Origin of the sequence: Sorangium sp. So ce1014, assembly GCF_051521505.1 — a bacterium.
In the GTDB taxonomy this organism is placed as follows: Bacteria; Myxococcota_A; Polyangia; order Polyangiales; family Polyangiaceae; genus Sorangium.
In genome coordinates, this window is record NZ_CP150356.1 from 1793279 (window position 1) to 1819527 (window position 26249).

Below are 26249 nucleotides of genomic sequence, written 5' to 3' on the forward strand. Positions count from 1 at the left end.
CCGTCGGCAGAGCGCCTTCGCCCCCTGCGTCGACTCCCGACTTGGCTCGGCCGGCTCCGACATTACGATCCCCGTGAATCGGCGGGTGGCCCGGCAGGTGTCGAGTCCATGAACGCCGCGAGCGAGGAAGGTCGATATGGCGGATCCGACCACGGAGACCCCGCAGCCCGATGCTGCGCAGTCCATCGCGCTGAAATCCATCGAGTTCGTGTCCGATCACGGTCTCCTGAAAGGCTGCACGGGGGAGAGCCGCTGGAGGAACGCCGGCGACCCGTGCCCCCGGCCCGAGTGGACGCCGGAGCGCGCCGTCCCTCTGTCGATCTCGATGGGCCGGAGCGTCGTCATCCGGCTCGGGCTGTCGTCGAGCGGCGGCGCGCCCGGCGCGGCGCCGGTCGAGATCCGCGGCGTCGGGCCGGCGGGGCTCACCTTCGAGAGCCCGGGCGCCGCCGCCGCCTCCAGCGCCGCGCCGCTCGAGCTCTCGTCCGCGCGGAAGATCGGGAGGAGGATCCAGAAATTCGACCTCAACCTGAGCTGGTCGGCGGGCGGTGGAGCCGCGCTGTCGCCCGGCCGGACCTCGAACGTCGTTTATGTCACGATGGGCAGGCCGCAGACCGACCGACAGGACGTCTGGCAGGAAGATGGGGTGACCTTGAAGCGGATGGACAGGGCGGTCTCCTGGATCTCGCCGCTCAACACCCTCGACCCCCACGAGATCGTCTACGGGGTCATGGCCAGGTTCCCGACCTACACGCTCCAGCCGAGCCCCAGGGTGCCCCGGGAGTACCACCACCCGACGTACCTGAACGACCAGGGCGGGGCCTGGGCGATGACCGATCACGTGGAGGAGACGGGCGAGTGCCAGGCGATCGTCCGCCTCCTCCGCGGCATGCTGCGCCAGGTCGGGATCCCCGGGCGGACGCGGATGCTCGTGGTCTGGGGCGATCCCAACGTGGACGGCGGGCGCAGGACGCTGTCGGCCGATCTGGAGGAGCGGCCGTGGGCGGGGCTCGATGTGGCGAAGGTCGAGGGCGGCCGCGTGTGGCGCGCGGCGCTCATCGACGGCCCGGTCGAGGAGGGGAGGACGTATCCCGCCTCCCATACGCGCCTCCCCGACGGGTCGTTCAGCCCGGGGCTCAACCGGTACGAGGCGTGCCTCGAGTTCGCGCACGGCGGCGTGACGCGGTACTACGCGGGGGGCGCCGGGGTGTTCGACAGCGTGGAGCCGATCCTGGGCGTCTTCTGGGGGCTCATCTGGTTCAGCTCGGCGCCGAACGACGGTTACCGCGTCGAGAAGATCGTGGCGAGATACGGACGTTCTGGAGGTGGCCGATGAACGCGCAGGAATGTCTCACGCAGGAGGTCGGCGCCAGGGTCGCGGCGTGGCTCTCGGCCGTGGCGCGCGTGGCCCCGGACGGCTTCACGCCGGTCGGGCGGTTCGACGAGGTGCCGGCCCAGGCGCGCGCCGATTCGCTGTACTGGTGCGACTCCATCTTCCGGAGCGAGCTCAACCCGCACAGCGAGGCGGTGGGGGCGCGCCACGCGCTCCACGCGGCCACGGACGACACGCCCGACCTGCTCCGTCACGAGTACACCGCGGGCGGGCTCGGGCTCACCGTCACCGAGGGGCGCAATTTCGTCCTCGTTCAGGTCGAGCGCGCGAGCCTCGATATCCTCTCTCTCTGCGGTCCGGACCGCGCCGCCGCCGCGCGCCGGGTGGCCGAGGCGATCTTCAACACGGGCATCGAGTCGAACACGGTGGGTGTCCCGATGACCTCCGGCCCGGTGGGCTGCCCCGGCGACATGCCGGATCTCGAGGAGGGAATGACGATCGCGAGCAACCCGGCCGTGGATCCGGAGCTCCTCGCCTGCTGGAAAGACCGCACCGAGTGCGGTGTTCAGGGCGGAAGGCTCTATTTCCTCTGTTACAAGAAGTCGTCGCAGCGCGCGGGGTTTGCCAACGCATGTCAATGGTTCGACGACCGGAGGACCGGGGTCGGGTGACGCACGGAGGAGAGTGAGGCGGGGGAGGAAAGAGAGGTGAGTGGAGGCGAGGAGGCTCGGGGGGAGGCGAGGGAGGTTGGGAGGAGGCGAGGGAGGAGGGGGGAGCAGGAGCGCGCTGCGCCGGTATTGCGTCTGCGCGCCGCGCGCGGGATGTTGCGCCGGTGGCGGGAGCACAGCAGCCCAGGATCCTGATCTTCCCAGGCGGCTCCGCGGGCGCGGCGCAGGCGCTCGCGGCGGCGCGCGGCCACGTCGCGGTCCGGGCCCGGGACATCGAGGCGGGCCTGGATCTCCTGGCGACCCAGCCGTTCGACGTGGCCGTGCTCGGGTCCGAGGGGCCGCTCGACGAGGCGCTCGCGCTCTGCCGCCGGCTGCGCGCGGCGCCGGGCGGCGATCGGGTGGCCGTGGTCGCCGTCACCGGGAGCGCCGGCGCGGCCGCGGCCCTGCTCGAGGCGGGCGCGACGGTCGTGGCGGCGGCGACCGAGCCGTCGATCTCGATCCAGCTCGACGCGGCGGTGTACTGGGCGCGGCGGTCGTCCGCGCCCGCGGCCGACCGGGCGCCGGCGGAGCGCGCGCTGCTCGAGCGCGCCGCGCGCTCCTTCCGCGACGTGTCCACGGAGGTGATCGGCCTCTTCGTGTGGGACGCGGCGGGGGGCATCCTCGACGCGAACGACGCGTTCCTGGGCATGATCGGCCACGCGCGCGAGGACGTCGAGGCGGGCCGCCTGAACTGGGTGGCGCTCACGCCGCCCGAGCTCCGCGCCGCGGACCAGCGCGCGCTCTCGGAGGTCCTGAAGCACGGCATCTGCCCGCCGTTCGAGAAGGAGTTCCTCGCCCGCGACGGGCGGCGGCTGCCCGTGCTCATCGCCCCCGCCCTCGTCGAGGGGGCCCGCGATCGCGGCGTCGGCGTCGTCGTCGACATGACGGTGCGCAGGGCCGCCGAGGACGCGCTCCGCACGAGCGAGGAGCGCATGCGGCTCGTCGTGCGCGCGACGAGCGACGCCTTCTGGGACTGGGACCTCTCGTCGGGGCGCGTCACCGGGAGCGAGCGCATGCGGAGCTTCTACGGCACGGGCGGCGCCGACATCGAGGAGGACGCGGCGTGGTGGTTCGAGCGGGTCCACCCCGACGATCGCGACCGGGTGATGAACGGGCTGCGGCGCGCGATGGAAGGGGGCGAGAGCACGTTCGAGCTCTGGTACCGGTGCCTGCTCGCGGACGGCAGCTACGCCGACGTCCACGACCGGGGCACCGTCCTGCGCGACGCGTGCGGCAAGGCGTACCGGATGCTCGGGGCCGTATCCGACGTCACCGAGCGCCGGCAGATCGAGACGCGGCTCCTGCTCGCCGATCGCATGGCCTCGCTCGGCACGCTCGCGGCCGGGGTGGCGCACGAGATCAACAACCCCCTCGCGTACATGGTCGCGAACGTCGATTTCGCGCGCAAGGAGCTCCGCGCCAAGGGCGCCGCCGCGCGCCTCGACGCGCTCCTCTCGGCGCTCGACGAGGCCGCGGAGGGCGGCTCGCGCGTCCGGCACATCGTGGGCGGCCTGAAGACGTTCTCGCGCGCCGACGACGGCGAGCTCGGCCCGGTCGAGGTCGACCGCGTGATCCAGCTCGTGCTGCGGATGGCGCAGCAGCAGATCCGGAGCAAGGCGCGGCTCGTCCTGGAGCTCGGCACGGTGCCGCCCGTCCACGCGAACGAGGCGCAGCTCGGCCAGGTCATCCTGAACCTGCTCGTGAACGCCGCCCAGGCGCTGCCGGACGGGAAGGAGGCGGAGAACGAGATCCGGATCACGACCGCCCCCGCGCCGCCCGGCCGCGTGCGCATCGAGGTGCGCGACACCGGGCCCGGGATCGCGCCCGAGCTCCGGAGCCGCATCTTCGACCCGTTCTTCACGACGAAGCCGATCGGGGAGGGGACGGGGCTCGGGCTGGCGATCTGCCACGGCATCGTGACGAGCTTCCGGGGCGAGATCGGGGTGGAGAGCGAGGTCGGCCAGGGCGCGTGCTTCCGCGTGCTCCTGCCCGCATGGCGCGCGCACGCGGGCGAGGAGCGCGGCGGCGCCCCGGGCGAGGCCGACGATGACGAGCGCGGCGGCGCCCCGGGCGAGGCCGACACCGACGTGCCCGAGGAGGCCGCCCAGTAGGCGCGGCGCGCCGTCCTCGACGGAAAGGGCTCGACGAGCTCGACGAGCTCGACGAAGAGAGATGAGGGCGGGCCGCGCGCCGGGCGCGCCTCTGCGCCTTCTGCGATCTGCGCGCCACGCCGTGGGGCCGGCCGCTTGCGGCGGCGGTTGCGCGCGCTCAAGGTGCCTCATGGGCCCCATGAACGCTCGATCGGGCAGGGCCGCAGCTGAGCTGCTCGGTGGAGCAGCAAAGGGGAAGCGCGCGGCGCGGTCCGGTGGTGAGGTTCGAGCATGACCGAGAAAACGGGCCGCATCCTCGTCGTCGAGGACGATCTGGACATCAGGAGCATCCTGTCGCAGCTCCTCGTGTTCGAGGGCTACGACGTCGACGAGGCGTCGGACGGCGCCGAGGCGCTCGCGATGCTGCGCAAGGACCCGCTGCCCGCGCTGATCCTGCTCGATCTGATGATGCCGATCATGGATGGGTGGCAGCTGCGCGCCGAGCTCCAGCGCGACCCGACGCTCTCGTCGGTCCCGGTGGTGATCGTGTCCGCCGACGTGCGGGCCGAGCAGGAGGCGTCGCGGCTCCGCGTCGCGGGGCTCCTGAAGAAGCCGCTCCAGATCGAGCCCCTGCTCGAGCTGGTCCACCGCATCTGCGGCGCGCCGGGGCGGTGAGCCGGGCGGCGCGGCCGCCGCGCCGGCGAGCTGGCCCCAGCCGGCGTCCGGGGGATGACGGCATCCCCTCCTGCCGCTCACCCCGCCCGCCGGGCGCCGTGGTTCCCGCCCGTGCCCCAGGGGGCCCCTCGGTCCTCGCGCATGTCTCACCTCTCGGCCTGAAGACCGCGATCCACGGACAAAAATCGCGGCCCCTGAGAATCGGTGTCCGCCGGTGTGTTCTGTATTGCACGATGGCCTGAGTCTTCGCTCCAGGACTCGTTGCTTGAGCTCACACGCCCTTGACAGAACGATCATCGATGTGATGGCCTGTCTGAACCTTCAAGCATGTCCCTTCGGATACCTGCCGCGTCGAATCGCTTCCCTCGAACCGGCATGTGCCCCGCGGCTCGCCGGCGACGGTCGCGCTGTGGGGAGACCGGGCTGCTCGTGGGACTCGCGTTCCTGCTCTCGGCCTCCTGTGCGCCGACGGAGCCAGAGCACCCCGAGAATGCGGTCCTCATCGGGGCGCTCCTGCCCTTCTCCGGCAGCGAGTCGGCCATCGGCCGCAACCTCGAGCAAGCGATGCTGCTCGCGATCGACGACCTGAACGCCGCGGGGGGGATCGACGGGAGGCCGTTCGACCTGCGGAGCCGAGACAGCCACTCGAACTCGGAGCGCGGGCTCGTTCAGCTGCAGGAGCTGCTCTATACGGATCGAGTCGCCTACTTCGTCGGGCCCGAAGAGAACGAGATCGCCCGTGACATCACGCAGGACGTGAAGTGGCTCGACGCGTTTCACATGCTGCCGGGGTACGCCGCGCCCACGGTCGCGCGCAGCGAGGCGAAGGGGGGCTGGATGCGGCTCGCCCCTTCCGCGTTCGACGTCGGCTGCGCGCTGGCGATCCTCGCCGTTCGCGAGGGGATCGACACGGTGAACAGCCTGGCCGCGACGGACGACTACAACGCCAGCGTCAGCAGCGAGTTCACGACCAGCTTCGCCTCGTCCGGCGGGAGGATCCTCCCCTCGGTGACGTTCACGTCGGGACGGCCGTCGTACACGGCGAAGATCGAGACCGCCTTCGGCGCGCGCGCCGGCCGCACGCTCCTGGCCGCCTATCCCGCCACCGGCTCGACCATCGTGACCGAGTGGACCGTCTCCGGCCGCCCGGGCACCTGGCTCCTCGGCCCGGCGCTGCGCACCGAGGTGCTCCTCGCCAACATCCCTGCGGGCTCTCTCGACGGATACTTCGGCGTCTCGCCCTCGCTGAGCCTGCGGAGCGAGTGCCGCATGACGGACGGAGCCGAGGAGTCGGTCGACTGCGCGACCGGGAACGCCGCCGCCTTCATCGGACACTTCTCCAGCCGGTGGGGCGGCGAGGCTCCGCTGCCCGCAGCGCACTTCTATTACGACGGCGTCGTCCTCACCGCGATGGGGCTCACGTACGCCCACGCGAAGAGCGGGAAGATCCCTTCCTCCGGACACGAGCTGCAGAAGATCATTCGTGAGCTCAACAGCCCCGACAACGAAGCTGCCTCGTGGCGGGATCTGGGCGCGGCGATGACCAAGCTCCGCGCGGGGGTCCCTCTCCGTTACGTCGGCGCCGCCGCCGAGTACGACTTCGATGAATACGGGGCGAACAGGCATTCATTCATGCAACGATGGACCGTGGACGGCGACGCCTTCGTCGATCTCGCCCCCATCGCCGTCAGGTGCCTCGTCGGGCCATGATCTCGCCGTGAAGTCGAGCTTCACGTGATCAACCCGCGCACGGCCGAACGAACCACTGACTTGAAGGGGGTCTCATGAAGATGATTCGAAGACGCTGGATGGCGGCCTTCGGGCTCACGCTGATGACGGCGGCATGCGGAGCGGACGACACCACCGGCCAGGGCGAGGAGGCCGCGCCCATCAAGCGAGCGCCGACTCCCCAGAACGAGTTCACCCCGGTGGAGCTCGAGGAGACGATCGACAACCTCGTCGCCGAGATCAACAAGGGTTCGATCGAGCCGATGCAGATGACGGTGGTGTTGAAGACCCTCGGCGGGTTCTTTGCGCCGATCGCCACGGGGGCGAACCGAGCCATGGGCGAGCTCGGGGTCACGGGCAACGTGGTCGGGTCCTTTGCTGATACGGACGATCAGCAGAAGAAGATGGAGCTCCAGAGCCGGCAGATCGAACAGACGGTCATGGAGGGCGCCGAAGGGCTCGGCATCTCGCCCTTCGGCGACGGCAACGCGGCCGCCATCGACGAGGCCGTCGCCGAGGGGATCCCCGTGGTGACGCTCGACACAGACCTGGCGACCTCGGCGCGTTCGATCTATGTCGGAACCAACGGCAAGCCCGCCGGAATCACCGCAGGGAATACCCTGCTCGCGCTGCTGCCCCCGGGGCCGGGGACGGTGGTCCTCCACGGCAGCCTCGACCCGACGTGGGTCGACGGGCTGCAGCGGACGCAGGGTGCCCAGGGTGTGCTCGAGAAAGCTGGTTACACGGTCCTGGTGCGTCAAGTCACCTGGGTATACGAGGGCGAGGCCGATGACGTCGAATGGATGAAGACCCAGATCGAGACAGCGGAGCCGCCCGTCGTGGGATTGATGGGCCTGTTCTCCGTCTCGTACTGGTGCGCGCTGGCCGCCGAGGCCGCGGACAGGCTGGACCTCCCCGTCGTCGCCTTCGACTTCGATCCGAAGACCGTCGAATTCATGCGCCAGGGGCGCATCCGGGCCACGCACGTCCAGCGGCAGTACTACGAGGGGTACCTCGTGCCCTACATCCTCTACGGCATCAAGACCATCGGCCTCGAAGCGACCCAGGCGATCCTCGCGCCGCAGCTGCTCGAGGGCGGCCGGTTCGACCTTGGTCTCGACGTCGTCCCGGGGAACAAGGTCGACGACTACAACACCTTCCTCGACTCGATCGGCGCGAATCAGTAGCGGTGCCGTAGCTCGAGGAAGAGCTCGCGCGGCGAGAGCGGGTACTCGAAGCCCGAGAACCCGGGGTCCGGCCCGGTGGCGCCAAGGAGGTTCTTGGCGCGCAACGCCACGGTCGTCTCGTGACCCGGGACGACCCACAGGTTGCGCGCCACAAGGCTGGCGTTCCACCCGAGATACGGCGGCAGGTCGAAGCTGCCGCCGTTTTCCAGGATGCTCGCGTCCGCGGCGCGCCGGGGCCCGACGACGATCCCTTGCGTCGAGAGCTCCAGCGGAACGGAGCTCGGCGACGGCAGCTTCACGTAGGCCCCGACCCGGGCGATCCAGCTCGGGTAAGCGACCATCGCCGGACCGACGAGCTCCGCCTGGTAGCCCACCTGGCCGGAGTCCCGGGTCGAGTGGACGGTCTCGAACGACCCGTAACCGCCGAGCGCGTCGCCGTGCCGCAGCTCGGCGCGCGTCGCCCAGATCAGGGACGTCTGGCTGGCGACGTTCTCGGCCGTCTGATTGATGCCCCGCGGGACGAACTCTGCCTTGTCGTTCAACCGGCTGTAGGACACCCCGGTGCTCGCCGAGGCCCAGGCGACCGGCCTCCACGTCACCTCGGCGTCCACGGTGTGGATGAATTGAGGCCTGATGTCCACGTTCCCGATCACGTCGCCCGGGACGAGGGGCTCGGCATAGAGCAGATACGGGGACGGCGCCTTGAAGGCGCTGCCGTACAGCAGCTTGGCCACGACCGTCTTGCCCAGGTGCGAGGTCGCCCCGAAGCGACCGGTCAGCTGATTGCCGTACTTGCTGTGGTGATCGTAGCGGAAGCCCCCCGTCAGCTTCAGCCAGGGATCCAGCACCTTGAGGTTGGCGCTGAGCAGCGCCCCGACGTCGACAAGCTCGACCGAGAGCTGCTCCCGCTCCGGCGAGCCAAACGCCTCGCCCGTGATCTTGCTGACCCGGCGGAAGGACGGCAGGTCCTCGTCGTCATAGACGGACTCCAGGTTCAAGATCACGTTGAACCGGTCCCACGGGACCCACCGGAGCTCGACGTTCGCGTCCACGCCGCGATAGGCCATGCGCCGTTCGATGTAGTACCAGCCGCCGGCGACATCCACGCGGTCCCCCGGGAGGACGCCGCCCTGGAAGTACGTGCCCTGCACGGCGAGCGCGAGCTCTCGGTTCAGCTGGAGCAGCCCATCGACCGCCAGGCGACGTTGATGCAGGCTGATCACGGTGCCGGCAGGCCGCCCGAAGGCGTCCGTTCCGCCGGTGAGCTGCGCCCATTGCGCGAAATCGCCGCCGCGCCGGAAGCCGGACCAGGTGCCGCTGAGTACGAGGTGGTGGCCGCGGTCTGGATCGCGGAACGCGATGCGCGAGCCGATGACCCCCGACAGCCGCTCGAGGTTCTGGGCGTCCACGCGCCCCGTATTGTACGCCGGGACGCGGGGGGCCGGAGACTGGCGGGGCATCTCCAGACCACTTCGATCGTCGAGCTCCCCCGCGGCCATCAACATCATGTCGAAGCGGCCATCGCTCCATCCTCCGACCACGTCGAGGCGGCCGCTCGGGTGGTCCTTCGTCACGCCGGCCTGCACCGTGCCGTCGGCGAAGGGGATGTCCTCCGGCGACAGGGTGATGATGTTGACGACGCCGAGGAACGCGTCCGCACCGTAGAGCGCCGACGCCGGGCCGCGCACGACCTCGATCTGCTTGATGGCCGACAGCGGGATCAGCTCCGTTCCCAGCCAGTTGCCGCTGGTGGTGCGGAACGCGACCGAGCGGCCGTCGATCATCACCTTGATTCCGCCGCTCTCCGCCCCGAGCCCGCCCGTCATCCCCTGCACGCCGGCGTTCGGCAGGATGTGGTCGTCCACCAGGTAGAACCCGACGACGTGCTGGAGCGCCTCGCCGACGCTCTTGTAGCCCCAGCGCCGGATCTCCTCCGCGGTGATCGCCGTCACGATGGCAGGCGCGTCGTCCAGGGTCTCCCGCGTCTTGGTGGCCGTGGAGACCTCGACGGCGAGCAACCGCAGCAGGTCGACGTCCTCGAGCGCGTCATTCCGTTGCTCTTTCCCAGTGGCCTTCGGCGCTCCCGGCGCTGGCGCGGCCGCCGGCTGAGCCCACGCGACGCCTGGCATCGCGGCGATCGCGAGGGCGACAATCCACTTTGTATCGAGCGAGGCAAGGGTCATGCGGGTACGGTTCGTTCTGAGCCTTCGGCCATGGGGAGAACGGCGCAATCGTCAGGTCGCCTCGGCGGTCGCGGCGAGCTCCTCCGTCAGGGCGGCGCTGACGGAATCGAACTCCTGCCGTAACCGCGCCAGGTCGCCCTTCCGTGGCAGATTGCCCTGGCTGGCGGCGAGCTGCATCTTCTCCGCCAGCGCGGCGACGCGCGACGCGCCGATCGACAGCATGCTGCCTTTCAGCTTGTGCGCGCTCGCCATCACCTCTTTCGTCATGGCCTCCACGAAGGCCGCCTCCAGGCCGTCGAGCTGCCCCGGCACGTTCTTCAGGACGAGCTGGATCAGCTTCCGCGAGCGCGGGACCTCGGGGTCGAGCACGGGCAGGACCGATGGAGCCTTGTCGGCGCCGGGGAGCGTGGTGGTCAGCTCCGGCTCGTCCCGGCTCAGGATCACGTGCCGCCACAAGGTCTTCTGCAGCGACTGGGGCCGCACCGGCTTGGCCAGGTAGTCGTCCATCCCGGCAGCGAGCACCCGGTCCCGCTCGCCGACCAGGGCGTGCGCGGTCAGCGCGATGATCACCGTGTGGCGACCCGTCCCGCTCTCCCACTCACGGATCATCTGGGTGGCGGTGTATCCGTCCATGACCGGCATCTGGCAGTCCATCAGGACGGCGACATACTGCTTTCGCTTGACGCACTCGAGCGCCTCCAGGCCGTTGCTGGCGGTCTCCACGCGCAGGCCCAGCTGCTCCACCTGCTCCATCGCCACGTAACGGTTGATCTCGTTGTCATCGACGACAAGCACGGGCAGCTTGCTCGCGATCCGGCCCGGCTCCACGCCGGGCTTGCTGACGGGCGCGGCCGCGGCGCCGGTGAGCGCGCTCTGCAGCGTGTTGTAAAGCTCGGACACGCGGAGCGGCTTGGGGAGCTGCGTGACCAGGCTCGAGTCGAGCCCGCTCAGCGCCACGCTCGACCCCATGTGGTAGAGCGCCACGACGGGCAAGCTGCGCAACGCCGGCACCGACTGGATGGTCCGGACGAACTCCTCGAGGCCGAGATCCTGCATCTGAACGCCGACCACGGCGGCGCTGAACGGCCGCTTCTCGAGCATCCCGAGCTCCAGCAGGTTGATGGCGTCTCTCCCGGAGGTCGTGGACTGGGCGTCGAAGCCCCAGGCCACGAGGTGCTCCACGACGACGTCGCGCCAGCTCTTGCTCATCTCCACCACGAGCGCGCGGCGTCCGCTCGCCCACTCGGCAGACCGGATCTGCTCGCCCCCGGACGTGACCCCGACCTTGAGCGTGAACCAGAACCGGCTGCCCTGTCCCGGCGTGCTCTCGAGGCCGACCTCGCCGCCCATGGCCTCCGCCAGGTGCTTGCTGATCGCCAGCCCCAGGCCGGTGCCGCCGTGCTTGCGGACCAGCGAGCCGTCCACCTGCGTGAAGGCGGAGAAGAGCTTCTTCTGGTCGTCGAGGGCGATGCCGGGGCCGGTGTCCACGACGGCGAGCTTGACCAGCGCCGAGGTCTTGTCCTGCGGAGGCGTGGGAGGCGTGGAGGCGTCGATCAGCACCTCTCCGCGCTCGGTGAACTTGATCGCGTTGCCGACCAGGTTGGTGAGCACCTGGCGAAACCGGTCCGGGTCGCCCACGACGCCGGTCGGGACGCGGCGCTCGACGCGGTACACGAGCTCGAGCCCCTTCTCGTGCGCCTGGCTCGCCATCAGCTCCGCGACCTCCTGGACGACGAGGCGCAGATCGTAGGACACGTGTTGCGCCACGTACTTGCCGGCCTCGAGCTTCGAGAAGTCGAGGACGTCGTTGATGATCGCCATCAGCGTGTTCGCGGACGCGTCGACGGTCTCCACGTACCGCCGCATCTTGCCTTCGAGCGCCTGGTTCTGCATGAGCCGGATGACGCCGAGGATCCCGTTCATGGGCGTCCGGATCTCATGGCTCATGTTGGCGAGGAACTCGCTCTTCAGCCGGGACGCCTCGAGGGCCTGCTCGGTCTTGACGCGCAGCTCCTCGAACGCCTGCTCGTTCGCCTCGACCATGCTGTTGAACGCCGCGCCGAGCAGCTCGAGCTCATCGCCGCTCGCGATCTGCACGCGCTCCCACTTCTTCCGCGCCACGCCGGTCGACTCGGCGAGCGGCCCGTTCGAGCGGAGCCCGGTGGCGATGGCCCCCGCGGCGGAGCGCAGCGCGAACAGCGGCTCGGTGATGTGGACCGCCACCCGCTTGACGAGGAAATAGCTGGCCGCGATGCTGCCGAGGATCAGCGCCCCGATCAGCCCGAGCGTGGTCGCGAGCCGGCTCGCGGCGAGGTCGCGGGCCTGAGCCAGCCGCTCGGCGACGTGCCGCGTGCTGATGCCGTAGATCACCGTCCCGGCGTGGGTCCCCTCCGAGACGACCGGCGCCGTGACCTCCAGGACGTCGCCGCCGCCCAGGGGATGCGCCCGCCGCGTCAGCGCCGCCCGGGGCTGGTGCTCCGTGCTGATGCCGAGGGCCTGCAGGTCCTTCGCGGTGAGGCCCGGCGCGTCCTTCGCCTGGTTCGCCAGGGTCAGCCCGCTCGCCGCCCAGACCCGGTTCTCGGAGTCGAGGAACAGGCCATAGGCGATGTCGTTGTTCTCCGAGACGGTCTGAAAAATGAGCGCCTTGACGTCCCCGAAGAGGTTGTCCGCCACCAGGCTGCGCAGCGCCAGCGCCTGGTTGAAGCCGAGCAGGCGCGCCTTCTCTTCGAGGCCGCCCAGGAGCTCCTGCTCGCGCTTGGCCTGGACCTCGCGATCCGTCGAATAGATGAGGGCGCCGCTCGAGAGGAGCGTTGTGCCGCCGAGGAGCAGCAGCGCGCCCAGGATCAGGCGCAGCAGCTTGATACGGAGCGAGCCGTGGGCGTTCGGGCTAGGCATCGTTCAACGCGAGCGCCATGACGAGGACGGGGGGCTCGAGGGGACAGGCGTCGCGGACGAAGACGCCGCGGACGAAGGCGGGCCGGTCTTCGCGGAGCGCGCGGCCGCCGCGCGCTCGACCGCCGGCGCCAGGTCGGCGTGCAGCCTGGCCTTCGAGACGATGCCGTCGGCGCCGACCTTCTGGCCGAGCGCGCTCAGCTGCTCGACCTCGCAGCCGGAGACAAGGACGATCCCGAGGTTCGCGAGCTGCGCGTTCTCCCGGAGCAGCTTGGCCAGCTTGTCGCCGTTGATGGTCGGCATGTTGATGTCGAGCGCGACCACGGTGATGCCGTCTCGCTTGATCACCGACGTCGCGCCGATGGGCGTGGCCAGCTCGAAGACGCAGAAGCCAGCCCTGACCAGGACGGCGCACATCGCCTCGCGGGCGATCTCGTCGTCGTCAATCACGAGCACCCGGATCATGGGAGCGCCCTCCAGGACCGCCGGCCACGTGCGCGATGCTCCCCTCGTAACGAGGGGGGCGAGCCCGGGCCCGGGCGCTCCAGCGCGCGAGCCGCCCCGCCGCTTCGGGGCCCTGGTTCCGGTTGAAAAGGCAACTGCATGGCGTCTCCAGTCCTCCCCGACACCCGTTCACCGCCCGATGAGAAAATCGACCTGTCCGAACTGGCCTGAATCGAGGCCGAAGCGCCGCGCGAGCCGCACGTCGACCAGGCGCTTCACGGAGATGGGCAGCCGGACATCCGACGCCCGGAGCTTCCAGTCCGCGTCCGCGAGCTCGTAGAGGAAATCGGCCGCCTGCACCGTGAGCGCTTGCGTGTCGGGGATGGCCGCGAACGTCCCGAACTCCGCGTGCTCGTTCACGAGCGAGCGCACGGCCACGACCACCGGCGCGCCGAGCCGATCCACGTACGGGAGCCAGACGTGGGTCAAGAACGTCGGGCTCAGCAGGCCATTGTCGTTTGGCAGCCAGATCGCGTCAACCTCGGCGCGCTGGAGGCGTACAAGCGCGGCGCGGAGGTCCTGGACACGTGGCTTGTTCGAGAGCTCTTGCCTCACGAAGGTCAGCTTCTCCACCTGCATGAGGGTCTCTTGCCGGGCGATGTGGCTGGCGAACCCCTGACGGTACACGACGCCTACCCGGCGGACGTCGAGCCCCAGCGTGCGCAGGCCCACCATGGCCGTGACCGCCGGCACCTCGTACGAGATCGCCACCGAGTTGGGGACGGTGCGCTGGAGCTCCTCCGCGAAGGACGCCATCAGGATCAGCGCGACCGGCGGCGTCGGGGTGCTGCGTGCCCAGTTGCGATACAGGAGCACGGTCGAGTTGTTGACCAGCACCACCGCCCGCGGGCGATCTCGCGCGACGATCCGCCCCACGATCTCGGGGCTCGACTCCTCGACGCGCAGCGGGGAGATGGTGACGCGGTATTCATCGGAGAGCTCGACGCGGAGCGACTTCAGCATGTCGTCGAGCTGCGAGTCCGAGGGAGCGATGATGGAGATGACGGGCTTCCCGTTCGGAGGCGGCGCCTCGGACAGCGGCGCCGGATCGCTGGCGACCTGGGGGGCCGGGCCGGACGAGCAGCTCAGGACCAGCGAGAGGCCCAGGAGGGCGGATGTGCGCCGGAGCCAGCGCGGGCAGCGGGGACGCGTTGACTTCATTTCCATTCGTCCACCCCCAGATCCGCCAGCACGTGTCTTGGGAGCTTCCGGATCGCGCCCTCGATAAATTGGCGATCGCTCAGGAACGTGACGGCCACGAGCCCGACCTTGGCCGTCGAGAGGCTCAGCATCGTGAAGTGCATCTTGCTCTTGGACTCGAAATCGGCGCGGAATCGCTCCGGAAGGAGCACCGCGTCCGCCGTTTGAAACTGGAGCAGCTGCAGCAGATCTTCGATCTTCGTGACGCGCCGGACCTCCGGCGCGTCGCTCACGCCGAGCAGCCCGGCGACGAACTTCGGGAGCGCTTTTCGTTCGACCAGGTCGATCATCCCGTACCTGAGGGATAAAAGCATGTCCCTGGTCAGCGATTTCGTCGAGACCAGGAGGTATTGTTCCGCGTCGCTCCCCGCCTTCAGGCCCTGGAGGTCGGCGTTCCGATTGAGCGAGGCCAGGACCGGCCTCGGCGAGAGCGCCGCGCTCGGCGGGCTCGCCTCGAGCGCCGTCTTGAAATCGCTCAGCTTGCCAAACACCGTGACGTCGACGCCGGGCATCGAGTCCTCGATCTTCTGCTCGAGCGCCCGGGCGCGGAGCGGCGTCACGGCATAGACATAGAGCGTGGCATCAGGGCCGGCCGTGGTCGGTGGACTGAGCAGCAGGAGGCAGCTCCCGAGGAGCAGCGCCGCCGTGAGCAGGACCGCCGGCGCGCGCCGGGGCTGGATGGCCCGGCGCGGCAGGCATCGGGCCCTCACGAGCCGAGCCCAGGCGGCGAGGACCTCGAGGATGTGGCGAAATGCCCCGGGCCGAGCAGGAGCTGCCAGGGGGCTCTTGGTCCGCGCACGAGGCGACATCCAACGGTGCGCGATCCGCGCTGGAGTTGCGAGGTGCTTCAAGGCCCGCTCGATCGCCGACCGACCTCCCCGCGTGGCGCGGCTGCGTGTTCTTTCCACCCGCCTCATGCCCTCCTGGTCATCGTAGTAGACAGCGTAGCCGACGGCTAACCCTCCCTGTCAAGCGCCCTAGGAGGCGACCCTGTGATCCGAACGAGCGTGGCCAAACGTGGATCTTGGAGAGGGGAACAACACCCGGGCGGCCGCTGCGCCGGCCAGAGCGCGCCGGCGCGGCCCGCGCCCGCGTGGCCGCTTACGAAAGGTGCTCGGATGCGTGCTTGACACGTGCCCGTGTCTCTGCGCTCGATGTCGCGCCTCGGACGCGCCGCCCTCTCACCTGTTGTGCGCCCGCGTGTGGCGGCGCCCTGCCCGGCGGAATCAAGCGCTGGCAACCCCGATTGCCGCGAACCATTCGGCCTCTTCAACCTACATGTGGAGTGATGGGGCACGTGATGCCCGAACACTTCACCTGGTCACGCACCGGCAGTGGAATCCGTGCGTGCGCCCACCGCGGGCTGGCGGGCGCCGTGGTCCTGGAAGTACTCCTCGAGACGCCGGTCGGCGTCGTCCCCGAACAGGATCCGGCTCGCCTCCCGGAGGCCGGGCGACCTCGCGAGCTCGTCGCGGCGGACGAGGAGCGCGATCTTCGTGCGCCGCCGCAGGAGGTCCTCGAGCTTCACGATCATCTCGCGCCGCGCGGCGTACGCGATCTCGCACCGCACGTCCTCCGCCCCCTCGACGAGCGCTTCGGCCATCCTCCGGTCGCTCCGGATCTCCTCGAGCAGCTCGAGCGCCTGCGCGCCATACCGGCGCCACAGGCGCGCGCTGAGCTCCTCGGAGGAGCTCTGCGGCGTCAGCGCGTCGAGGTCGAGGAGGCGCGCTCTTCGGAAGAACTCCTGACGAACCTCCTCGCCCGGCTCGCCGTACCAGCGCTGCGCCGGGCGGGGCAGCGCGACGCCGAGCTCCTGCACGGCGGCGCAGATCTCGTCGCCCACGTTGATGCAGTCGGTGAGCTTGCCGCCGAAGATGCTCACGTGGGCCTCTGCGCGGTTCACCTCGATGGCGTGCTTGCGCGAGAGCTGCAGCCAGTCCTCGCCGCCGCCGCCGTCCTCGACCGCGAGGGGGCGCACCCCGCAGCGCTCGGCGATGATGTCCGCCTCGCGGAGCGGCCGCGGCAGGTCGAGCCGCTTGTTGATGTTCGAGAGCACGAAGCGCCGATCCTCGGGCGTCACCGCGGCGCGCGGGCTCTCGACGCGGGTGTCGGTCGTGCCGATGCACGTCCGCCGGCCCATCGGGATCACGAAGAACAGCCGGCCGTCGTCCGCGAAGAACGTCAGCACCCGCCGGCTCGGGGTCAGCCGATCCACGATCAGGTGGATGCCCTTCGAGAAGATGTGCCTGTGGCTCGTCCGCTGGCCCGTGAGCCCGTTGTGCGCGTCCACGAACGGCCCGCAGGCGTTCACGAGCACGCGAGAGCGGATCGTGAGCTCCTCGCCCGACACGACGTCGCGGGCGCGCGTGAGCCACGCGTCCCCGTCGCGCCGCGCGCCGAGCGACTCGACGTAGTTGGCCGCCCGCGCGCCGTGGTCGAGCGCGGCGCGGACGAAGCCCCAGACGAACCGCGCGTCGTTGTCGACGAGGTACGCGTCGGAGTACTCGAATCCTCCGTCGCAGCCGTCCAGGTGGAGGATGGGCTCCTCCCGCGCCATCGCCCGGCGGGAGAGCAGGCGGGGGATCTTCGTGAAGAAGCTGCCGATGATCCAGTAGAGCCAGGCGCCGAGGAAGAGCTTGAAGAGGCCGTGGCGGAAGCCCCGCTCGTGCGCGGTATAGAACCGGATCTCCTGCACCGCCGACGGATAGCTCCTGAGGAGGAGGTTCCTCGATTTGCAGAGCTTCCGCACGAGCGGAAACTCGAAGCTCTCCATGTACTTGATGCCGCCCCAGGCGAGGTTCGACGACTCCTGGCTGGTGAATCCGGCGAAGTCGCCGCGGTCGATCAGCGCGACCCTGGCGCCCTTCGCGGCGAGGGCCGAGGCGGCGACGGCGCCGTTGATCCCGGCGCCGAGGACGAGGACGTCGAATGTCTCGCGGCTCAAGCTGTCGATGTTCGTGGCCCGCAGCATCGATGGCGATCCGGCGTGAGGCGCGGTGGGCGCGCAGCCGGAGCTCTATCACGTCTCCGCCGCGCCGTCCGGCTCAGCCCATCAGGCCCTCGGCCCACAGGCCGTCGTCGTCCCGCAGCGCGTCGGGCGACGGCATCGGGTGGGCGCGGCGCGGGCTGCTCCTCGGCGGCGCGCCGGCGTGGCCGGTGTGCAGGTGCTGCCGCCGCGCCATCTTCGTGTAGACGCCGCCCCGCCGCAGGAGCTCCTCGTGCGCGCCGTGCTCGACGATGCGGCCGCGCTCCATCACGAAGATCTGATCGCAGTCGACGATCGTGCTCAGGCGGTGGCTCATGAGGAGGATCGTCCGCTGGCCCTTCAGCGCGCGCAGCGACTCGCCGATGGTCCGCTCGTGCTCGGCGTCGAGCCCGTCGGTCGGCTCGTCGATCACCAGGATGGGCGCGTCCGTCAGCAGCGCGCGCGCGATCGCGATGCGCTGCCGCTGGCCGGCCGACAGGTTCAGCCCGCCGTCCGCGATCTGGGTGCCGTAGCCGTCCGGCAGCGCCTCGATGAGGCCCGTTGCCCCCGCCATCTCGGCCGCCTCGCGGATCTCCGCGTCGGACGCGGAGGGGCGGCCGTAGGCGATGTTCTCCGCGATCGTCGTCGGCAGGAGGATGCTGTCCTGGAGGACGAGCGCGATGTGACGGCGCAGATCGGCCACGCGGACCGCGCGCGTGTCGATCCCGTCGAGCCGCAGCGCGCCGTGCGTCGGGTTGTGGAAGCGCGGCAGCAGGCTGAGCAGCGTCGTCTTGCCGGCGCCGACCGAGCCCACGAACGCGACCATCTCGCCGGGCCGGATCGTCGCGTCGATCCCGCGCAGCACCGGGTGGCCCGGGCGGTACTCGAACCCGACCGCGTCGAGCGAGAGCACGCGCGGCTCGGGCGGGAGCGCGGCCGCGTCGTGGTGGTCGATCACCGCCTGATCGCGGTCGAGCACCTCGAAGACGCGCTGCGCGCCCGCGACGCCGCCCTGCACCGCGGCGCCGGCGCCCGTCAGCTTGCAGAGCGGGTCGTAGAGCATGCCCAGGTAGCCGAGGAACGCCGTGAGCGCGCCCAGCGTCATGCTGGAGTCGCCCGCGCCCGTCCGGGCCTCGACGACGAGCGAGCCGCCGTAGCCGAGCACAAGCGCGATGCCGAGCCCGAGGATCGACCCCACGGCGAGCGTGTGGCGGAGCTCGTCCTGGTGGAGCCTGAGCCACGCCTTCACGCTGTTGCGCAGCGTCGCGTCGAAGCGCGCCTCCTCGTCCGCCTCGCGGCCGAACGCCTGCACGAGGCCGATCGACGCCATCGAGCGCTGCACGGACGTCGTGAGCTGGCTCTCGACCTCCTTCGCCTCGGTGCACTTCGTGCGCAGCGCGCGCCCGAACCGCGCGTTTGTGAGCAGGAGCGGCGGCACGACGGCGAGCGCGATCAGCGTGAGCGTCAGGCTGCGCGAGGCCATGATGCAGATCATCACCGCGAGGGTCAGCGCGCTCCCCAGCACCGCGACGGCCACGTTGAGGATGCCGTGGAACCCGGCGGCGTCCTGGTTGAGCCGGTAGAGGGCGTCCCCCTGCGGCTGCGCCCGGTGATAGCCGATGTGGAGCGCCTGGAGCTTGCGGTACACGTCGCAGCGCACGCGCGTGAGCCCGCCGTAGCCGATGCGGAAGTTGAGCAGGGTGCGGGCCATGCCCACGCACTCCTGCGCCACGCGGAGGACGAGCGTCATCGCCGCGAGCCCGAGCACGCGGCCGAGCAGGCTGTCCGGGAGCGGCGCGAGCAGGAGGCGATGGATGAAGCCCTCGTTGCGCGGCCCGCTCGAGATGAGATCGACGATCACGGCGACGGGCCACACCTGGAGGAGGCTCACCGCGATGGAGACGCAGACCAGCAAGGAGAGCGCCCCGAGGCGCGCCCACTCGCCCTTGAAATAGGCGCCTACGCGGAGGAAGAACTGGAGCCGCGCCGCGCCGGCCGAGCGGCTCGGGGCGCGGCTCCGCTCCGCGGCCATCGCCGGAGAACGCCTCGATGACCTGTTCCTGCCTTCGCGCCGCGGCGGAGGGTGGTAGTTCTTGCGCGGAGCCTGTGCGCTCATGGTTCGCTGCGCTCTCTTCCTGTCCACGGTTGACGTGGCCGCCGGCGGCCCGGGATCGGGCCCTGCCTGAAGGTCCATCGGTTCCGACCAGTAGCGAGGTATCAGCGCAGGTGTAACAGCGCATCGCGGCTGCGCTCGCCGCATTGTGCCGGGGAGCAGGTGAGCTCCTGCTGATTTGCTGCGCGGTTGTCCGGGACTCCAGGGCTCATCGCGGCGACGCGGTCACGGCACAGACCGGCGGCGCGGCCGGCTCTCCGCGCCTACCCGCGCGTCCGTTGTTTGACCAGCGCGAGGCGGCGGCCGAGCGCGCGCGCCGGCGTGAGATCGAGCTCGTCCGGGCTCGCTCGAGTCGGGCCGTCGCGCCGCGCTGTCCTGCTCGCCGGATCCATCTCGGCGCGGGCGGGGGGCTGGATCAGGACTCCATGGTTGAGGAGGGAGACGATCATCGCCTGGAGCGCCGCGCGCTGCGCCCCCTCGACCGGAGAGGGCGAGCAGAACACCGACGCCACCTTGCCGGCGAGATCGCCCGAGAGCTGCCTCGCTCCGTCGAGGAAGCGCCGGAGCTCCGCGCTCATCGTGCCGTAGCGCGCAGGCGAGCCGAAGGCGATGCTGTCGGCCCAGAGGAGGTCGTCGCGGCGCGCCAGCGGGACGGAGGCGAGGTGCTCGCGGGTCGCACGGATCCGCTCACCCGTCCTCCAGCGGTCCTGCGGCGCCGCGAGGTCGGCGAGCTGCCGGAGCCGGACGGTCGCCCCGCTCTGCTCGGCGCCCTCCGCGACCGCGGCGGCGAGCGCGGCCGTGTCGCCGTAGAGGGAATAGAAGATCACGGCCACGTTCACGGTCGAGGGGTATGCAGCGCCCATACCGCCGTCCTCGCGCCCGGAGCGCACCTCGCCGCTTCTGACGAGCTCGCTGCGCGTACCCTCCTGCGGGTTTGTCGCGAGCGATCCGCCCGCACGCGCCGCGCGCTGCGGCGCAATTCAAATTGCGCGCTGTGGCGGAAGGTTTTATGGGTCCTCGGTGGACACGAACGGACCGCGCTCGGACGACAGCGAGGGTGCCCCGCGCGGTCCCGAGCGGGAGGGCGACGTGGAGCCGGGCGATCCGTCCGTCGCGCCGCCGCTTCTGCCGCGCGCGTCCGGGCGAGGCGTCGTGGCGGGCGGCCCCGCGCGGCCGCGGACGATCTGCGTCATCGAGGACGACCAGGGCGTCAGCGAAGCGCTCGCGGGTGTGCTGTCGGAGGAGGGCTACGCGGTGATGACGGCCGCGAACGGCGCCGAGGCGCTGGCCAGGCTCCGCGATGTGCCGGCGCCGGCGCTCATCGTGCTCGATCTGATGATGCCGGTGATGGACGGCTATGCGTTCCGCGCGGAGCAGCTGCGCACCCCCGCGATCGCCGATATCCCGGTGGTCGTGCTCACGGCGGGGGCGGCGCCGCGCGCGGCCGAGCTCGGACCCGTCGACATCCTGAAGAAGCCTGTCGATCTCGTCGCGCTGCTCGATGCGGTGGGGCGCTATGTCTGACGGGTCGCGCTGAAGTGAGGAGGAGCGAGAGATCCTGTCGATAACCCGTTGAAATCTCCCATGGAAGCCGTGGCGGTGGTAAGATCCGTCCCCACGCCATGCTGTACGAGCGTCCTCTTGTTCTTTTCCTGAGCCCATTGCTTGCTGTCGTGACGATCGGCTGTGCGACAGATCCTCCAGCTCAGCCCGAGGGGTGGGACAGCGCGGTGGCGCTGCGGCCGGCGGTCGATCTCGACGGAAGGCCGGACGTTGTCGAGGTCGATCTGACCGCGCGCGTCGAGGAGCTGGAGATCGTGCCCGGCAAGAGGACGCCCGCCTGGACGTATGACGGCGGTCTGCCGGGCCCGCTGATCCGCGCCAGGGTGGGAGATCGCGTGATCGTGAATTTCCGCAACGAGCTCTCGGCGCCCACCACGGTTCACTGGCACGGCGTGCGCTTGCTGGCGGAGATGGACGGCGCGCCCGGGCACAGCCAGGCCGAGACGCCGCCGGGCGGCAGCTTCACCTACGACTTCGTCGTCCTCGACGCGGGGCTCACCTGGTATCACCCGCACGTCGACTCCGCCGTGCAGTCGGGTAACGGCCTTTACGGCCCGCTGCTTGTCGAGGATCCGGGCGAGCCTGCGGCGCTCGGCGACGAGCTCGTCCTCGTGCTCAGCGACATCACCGTGCGCGACGACGGCGCGCTCGAGGACCCGGACGTGGGCGGCAATCTGGGCACGCTGTTCGGGCGCGAGGGCGACCTGTTGCTCGTGAATGGGCGGGTGAACCCGGTGATCGAGGCGCGCGCCGGGCTCAGGCAGCGGTGGCGCATCGTCAACGCGGCCAGGTCCCGCTACTACCAGCTCGCGATCACGGATCACCGCTTCACGCGCATCGGCGGTGACGGCGGGCTCCTGGAGCACCCCGTCGAGACGGAGATGATCCTGCTCACCCCCGGCGAGCGCGCCGACGTGCTTGTGGCGCCGCGCGGCGCGCCGGGCTCGACGCTCTCGGTGCGCTGGGTGCCCTACGATCGCGGCTATGGCGCCACCTTCGGGAGGCCCGAGGTCGAGGCCTTCCGCCTCCGCCTCGCGGACGAGCCCGCGGCCGAGGACGAGCCGCTCCCCGAGGTCGCGCGGGCCATCGGGGCGCTCGACACGGCGGGGGCGACGCGCGTCGATCTGAAGCTGACGCTGCGGGAGGGGCCGGGCGACCTGGTGATGGGCATCAACGGCGTGGCCTCGTGGGAGGCGGAGCCGCTCGTGGCGGCGGTGGGCGAGACGTCGGTGTGGACCGTCGAGAACACGATGGCTTTCGATCACCCGTTCCACCTGCACGGCTTCTTCTTCCAGGTGCTCGGCGAAGGCGGGGAGCCGGTGAGGCCGCTGGAGTGGAAGGACACGGTGAACGTGCCTGTCGACGGCGGGGCGCGCTTCGTGGTCCGTTACGACAACCGGCCGGGAATGTGGATGTTCCATTGCCATATCCTCGACCACGCCGATGCCGGCATGATGGGGATGCTGAACGTCGTGCGGTGAGGGCGCCGGAGCGGATGGGCTGCTCCGGCCGGGGGCGGTGGGACCGAGGTGTCTTCCGGTGGTAAGCTGGCGGCATGCCTGAGCTGCCCGTCGCCTTGCGGTCGATCGATGTCACCGAGCTCGATGCGTTCGTCGAGCTCGTGGTCTGCTCGTATGCGGACGAGCGCGCGAGCGCCATGGACGCACGGACGGAGGACGCGCGGCGCAACGCGCGCTCCCAGGTGGAGGCGCTCTTGCCGCAGGGGCTCGCCACCCCCGACCACCACCTCTATTCAATCCTGGAGGGGAACGCTGCGGTCGGGCATCTCTGGATCGGGGTGACCCACGTGGACGGGTTTCGAAGCGCGTTCATCTACGATATCCACCTGCGTGAAGACGCCCGCGGCCGGGGCGTCGGGCGCCGGGTCATGGCCCTCGCCGAGGAGGCCGCCCGCGGCCTGGGCGCGCGGGATATCGAGCTCCACGTCTTCGCGCAGAACACGCGGGCGCGTCGGCTCTACGAGTCGCTCGGCTACCGGGTCACGAGCCTGAGCATGAGAAAGCACCTCGGCTGAGGTCCTGGCCAAGGGGCATGGTCGCTTCATTCTGTTGATTCCTCTCTGTCGCCTCGGTAAGACAGGCAGGAGCATGAGGAAGAGATCTGCGCGATGGTTGTGGGCGGCGCTGTGCCTGCCGGGCGTCGGGTGCACGACGATCGTCGGGCTGGACAATCCCTATCATCCGATAGAGGAACAGGGCAGCGGTGGTGGCGGCGGCAGCGGTGGTGGTGTGGAGAGCGGCAGTCGCTGCGTCGGGCTGCCTGTGACGTGCGGGCCGACGGCAGACGAGAGCTGCTGCGCGAGCGAGCTGGTGACGGGGGGTACGTCCAACCGGAGCAACGACCCGGCTTTCCCGGCCACGGTGAGCGACTTCTGGCTGGATCGGTTCGAGGTCACGCTGGGGCGGTTCCGGGCGTTCGTGGACGCATATCCCGGGAGCCGGCCAGCCGCGGGGGCCGGCGCGCACCCGCGGATCCCGGGCAGCGGGTGGGATGCGGAGTGGGAAGAGCGGCTGCCGCCGGACCGGGAGGAGCTCCTGAAAGGGCTCTTCTGCGATTCGGAGGAGACGGCGTGGGTGTGGACGGATGAGCCCGGCGCGAACGAGCGCTTCGCGATGAACTGCGTGAGCTGGTACATGGCGTTCGCGTTCTGCGCGTGGGACGGCGGTCGACTGCCGACGGAGGCGGAGCTGGGTTACGCGGCGGCCGGCGGCGCCGAGCAGCGTCCGTATCCGTGGTCCGCCTCGGCGGACGAAGAGACCCTCGATCGGGACCACGCGGTGTATGCCTGCAATGGCAGCGATGTGGCGGGGTGCGTGATCGAGGACGTCCTGCCGGTCGGATCGAAGTCACCGCAGGGAGACGGGCTGTTCAAGCAAGCGGATCTGGCGGGGGGCGTGTGGGAGTGGACGCTGGATTGGTATGGAGATTACCCGCCCGACTGCGTGGACTGCGCCGTCACGACGGGCGGCACGGAACGGGTGATGCGAGGCGGCGGCTGGCGCAGCGCCGCGGAGGCGCTGCTCCTCTCCACCCGCGACCACCGCCCCCCGGCGACCCGCGCGATCGGCATCGGTGTCCGGTGCGCGCGGGAGCCGTGAGCGAGCAGGTACGCGGCGAGCTTCTGCGGACGAAGCGCTACTGGCCCCGCGCCCTCGCGGCGGCCGTCGCATAAGGCGGCTCGCGCCCCGCGCGCACCGCGGCGAGGTCGGCGCGCATCATCCTCGCGTCGGGATACCGCTCCTGCTTGAGGAAGGCGAGGGCGCGGTCCACGACGGCGCACAGCCCCGGCGGCGCCGAGGGGGCGTGCTGCGCGAGGGGCGGCGCCTTCTCGGTGGAGACGGCGATGAGCAGGTGCGCGTCGCTCAGGTTGCCGTGGATGGTGCGGCCCGCGAGCAGGCGGAACATCGTCGCGCCGAGGCCGAACAGGTCGGTCCGGCCGTCGATCTCGCGGATGAGGCCCAGGGCCTGCTCGGGGGCCATGTAGTCGTCGGTGCCGATCGACACGCCCGTGCTGGTCTTCGTCATCTCCGGCACGCCGGCGACGTCATCGAGCAGCGGGTCGAGCACGCGCGCGAGGCCGAAATCGAGCACCCGCACGCGCCCGTCGTTGCCGATGTGCAGGTTCTCGGGCTTGAGATCGCGGTGAACGATGCCGTGGTCGTGCGCCACGGTCAGCACGTCGAGGACCCGCTCGGCGAGCGCGATCACCTGGCCGACAGGGAGCGTCCCGTTCCGGACCATGCGGTCGAACACCGTCTCTCCCTCGAGCACCTCCATGGCCATGTAGACCGCGCCGTCGTCGGTGGCGCCGGACTCCAGCACCTGGGGGAAGCCATCGCAGAGCGGCGCGACGGCGGCCAGCGCGTTCCCGATCGGCCCCTCGCGCAGGAACCGCTTGCGCACCTCGTCGATGCCGGCGAGCTCGGCGTGCAGGACCTTGACCGCCGCCACGCACCCGTCGGCGCGGCGGCAGAAGAAGACGCTCGCCATGCCGCCGACCCCGAGGACGCTCTCCACCGCCCATGGGCCGATCCGCCTGCCGACGCGCTGCTCTGCCAGCTCCTCTTCGGTCACCATGGGGCGATGGTATCACCCCTGCGCTCGCTCCCGCCGGCTCATCGTTCTCTCGCGGACGCGCTCGCGCTGGGCCCTGCGCTGCTCGCGCGCGCCCGATCGGCAGAGGCGGCGCCGTGGATCGCCGCAAGCCTCGTCGAGGGCCCCGCCGTGGTGCTCGGGGCGGTCCAGCGCGCCGCGCGCGTGGTCGACCTCGCGGCCTGCGCTGCGCGCGGCGCGCCGGTCCTGCGGCGCTCCACGACCGGCACCGCGGCCTTCCTCGGCGGGCGCGGCGTCCTCTGGACCCTGGCGTTGCCGCACGTGGCCGCGCTCGCGCCCGACGCCACCGCCCGGACGCTCTTGAACCGCAACGTGCGCGGCTTCCTCAAGGGCTTCGCCCGCGCCGGCGCGCCGGCGCACTACGGCGGGCGCGAGTGGATCTCGCTCCAGCACCGCCCCGCCGCATGGCTCGGCGTCGACGCCACGCGGGACGGCGCGGTCCTCATCGAGGTCTTCGCGGGCCACGACGCGCCGCTCGCGATCCCCGCGGAGCTCGCAGCCCCGGACGAGCGCGCCGTCGATCGCTGGCTGGGCAAGGCGCCGGCGGCGCTCTCCGAGGTCCTCCCGGCGCGCGTCTCGCTCGAGGCGCTCGCGCGCGCCGTCGTCGAGGCGGTCGCCCTCCGCGCGGCGCTCCCGCTGATCGACGGGGGCGAGGCGCCGGAGCTCGCCGCCGAGCGCTTCCAGCCCATCTCCGCGCCCGACGACCCGGTGCCGCCGGGCGCCGGCGCCCCGGTGCTCGCGCGTGTGCCGATCGGCTGGATCGAGGCCGCGGCGCTCGGCGAGGCGCCGGCGCGCGCATGGCTCGGCGGCGATGTCCTCGCGGCGCGCTGGCTCCTGGAGGATCTCGGCAGGGGCGCGGCCCCTGCGTCCCCGGATGCCGGGACGTTGCCGCTCGAGGGGGCCAGCCTCTCCGACCTGCGCACACTCGCGCAGCGCGCGCTCTCGGCGGAGCGCGACGGCTGAGCACGCCACCCGCGC

General features: G+C 70.9%; 20 protein-coding genes. 11 read left to right on the forward strand and 9 right to left on the reverse strand.

Translation table 11 applies throughout. The features are described 5' to 3' along the window. The first annotated feature begins 136 nt into the window (after window positions 1–136). The 6 genes from WME75_RS06860 (at window position 137) to WME75_RS06885 (ending at window position 7717) form a co-directional block, all read left to right on the forward strand. On the forward strand, window positions 137–1333 hold the full coding sequence (locus WME75_RS06860; RefSeq protein ID WP_437487422.1) for a hypothetical protein: 1197 nt from the start codon (window positions 137–139) through the stop codon (window positions 1331–1333). Then, window positions 1330–2001, forward strand: coding sequence for a hypothetical protein (locus WME75_RS06865; protein ID WP_437487424.1), 672 nt, complete (start codon window positions 1330–1332; stop codon window positions 1999–2001). Before WME75_RS06860 ends, WME75_RS06865 begins: the two co-directional genes overlap by 4 nt. A gap of 161 nt (window positions 2002–2162) precedes the next feature. Next, window positions 2163–4148, forward strand: a complete 1986-nt coding sequence (locus WME75_RS06870; RefSeq protein ID WP_437487427.1) for an ATP-binding protein — start codon at window positions 2163–2165, stop codon at window positions 4146–4148. Between the two features lie 270 nt (window positions 4149–4418). Next, window positions 4419–4802 (forward strand): response regulator, encoded by a 384-nt coding sequence (locus WME75_RS06875; RefSeq protein ID WP_437487430.1) that lies wholly within the window; start codon window positions 4419–4421, stop codon window positions 4800–4802. Window positions 4803–5231: 429 nt separating this feature from the next. Then, complete coding sequence (locus tag WME75_RS06880; protein WP_437487433.1) at window positions 5232–6512, forward strand: ABC transporter substrate-binding protein; 1281 nt, start codon at window positions 5232–5234, stop codon at window positions 6510–6512. Between the two features lie 74 nt (window positions 6513–6586). Next, complete coding sequence (locus tag WME75_RS06885) at window positions 6587–7717, forward strand: substrate-binding domain-containing protein (protein ID WP_437487435.1); 1131 nt, start codon at window positions 6587–6589, stop codon at window positions 7715–7717. On the opposite strand, the gene WME75_RS06890 is transcribed toward WME75_RS06885, so the two are convergent. The 8 genes from WME75_RS06890 to WME75_RS06925 all read right to left on the reverse strand — a co-directional run bounded on the left by WME75_RS06890 (window position 7711) and on the right by WME75_RS06925 (window position 20437). Next, window positions 7711–9900: a TonB-dependent receptor plug domain-containing protein gene (locus tag WME75_RS06890; protein WP_437487438.1), complete on the reverse strand. Its 2190-nt coding sequence runs from the start codon at window positions 9898–9900 to the stop codon at window positions 7711–7713. The genes WME75_RS06885 and WME75_RS06890 overlap by 7 nt on opposite strands. A gap of 51 nt (window positions 9901–9951) precedes the next feature. After that, the gene (locus WME75_RS06895; RefSeq protein ID WP_437487441.1) at window positions 9952–12795 is read right to left on the reverse strand and encodes a response regulator; all 2844 of its coding nucleotides are present in this window, start codon (window positions 12793–12795) and stop codon (window positions 9952–9954) included. A gap of 3 nt (window positions 12796–12798) precedes the next feature. Continuing rightward, on the reverse strand, window positions 12799–13257 hold the full coding sequence (locus WME75_RS06900; RefSeq protein ID WP_437487444.1) for a response regulator: 459 nt from the start codon (window positions 13255–13257) through the stop codon (window positions 12799–12801). 168 nt (window positions 13258–13425) lie between these two features. Then, a complete protein-coding gene (locus WME75_RS06905; RefSeq protein WP_437487446.1) occupies window positions 13426–14457 on the reverse strand; it encodes a hypothetical protein in 1032 nt (343 codons plus the stop codon). Further along, window positions 14454–15206, reverse strand: coding sequence for a hypothetical protein (locus tag WME75_RS06910; RefSeq protein ID WP_437487449.1), 753 nt, complete (start codon window positions 15204–15206; stop codon window positions 14454–14456). Before WME75_RS06910 ends, WME75_RS06905 begins: the two co-directional genes overlap by 4 nt. Before the next feature lie 611 nt (window positions 15207–15817). Further along, complete coding sequence (locus tag WME75_RS06915) at window positions 15818–17467, reverse strand: glycerol-3-phosphate dehydrogenase/oxidase (protein ID WP_437487451.1); 1650 nt, start codon at window positions 17465–17467, stop codon at window positions 15818–15820. A 73-nt stretch (window positions 17468–17540) separates the two neighbouring features. After that, window positions 17541–19577 (reverse strand): ABC transporter ATP-binding protein, encoded by a 2037-nt coding sequence (locus tag WME75_RS06920; RefSeq protein WP_437487454.1) that lies wholly within the window; start codon window positions 19575–19577, stop codon window positions 17541–17543. Between the two features lie 260 nt (window positions 19578–19837). Continuing rightward, window positions 19838–20437 (reverse strand): NAD(P)H-dependent oxidoreductase, encoded by a 600-nt coding sequence (locus WME75_RS06925; protein ID WP_437487457.1) that lies wholly within the window; start codon window positions 20435–20437, stop codon window positions 19838–19840. 157 nt (window positions 20438–20594) lie between these two features. Here WME75_RS06925 and WME75_RS06930 point away from each other — a divergent pair, with 157 nt between their 5' ends. The 4 genes from WME75_RS06930 to WME75_RS06945 all read left to right on the forward strand — a co-directional run bounded on the left by WME75_RS06930 (window position 20595) and on the right by WME75_RS06945 (window position 24256). Further along, window positions 20595–21098, forward strand: coding sequence for a response regulator (locus WME75_RS06930; protein ID WP_437487460.1), 504 nt, complete (start codon window positions 20595–20597; stop codon window positions 21096–21098). Between the two features lie 149 nt (window positions 21099–21247). Continuing rightward, window positions 21248–22618 (forward strand): multicopper oxidase family protein, encoded by a 1371-nt coding sequence (locus WME75_RS06935; protein ID WP_437487463.1) that lies wholly within the window; start codon window positions 21248–21250, stop codon window positions 22616–22618. 74 nt (window positions 22619–22692) lie between these two features. After that, complete coding sequence (locus tag WME75_RS06940) at window positions 22693–23172, forward strand: GNAT family N-acetyltransferase (protein WP_437487466.1); 480 nt, start codon at window positions 22693–22695, stop codon at window positions 23170–23172. A gap of 73 nt (window positions 23173–23245) precedes the next feature. Beyond that, window positions 23246–24256, forward strand: coding sequence for a formylglycine-generating enzyme family protein (locus WME75_RS06945; protein WP_437487469.1), 1011 nt, complete (start codon window positions 23246–23248; stop codon window positions 24254–24256). Between the two features lie 37 nt (window positions 24257–24293). On the opposite strand, the gene WME75_RS06950 is transcribed toward WME75_RS06945, so the two are convergent. Next, window positions 24294–25235, reverse strand: coding sequence for a serine/threonine-protein kinase (locus WME75_RS06950; protein ID WP_437487472.1), 942 nt, complete (start codon window positions 25233–25235; stop codon window positions 24294–24296). 6 nt (window positions 25236–25241) lie between these two features. On the opposite strand from WME75_RS06950, the gene WME75_RS06955 reads away from it, so the two are divergent. Continuing rightward, a complete protein-coding gene (locus WME75_RS06955) occupies window positions 25242–26234 on the forward strand; it encodes a lipoyl protein ligase domain-containing protein (RefSeq protein WP_437487475.1) in 993 nt (330 codons plus the stop codon). The last annotated feature ends 15 nt before the right edge of the window (window positions 26235–26249 follow it).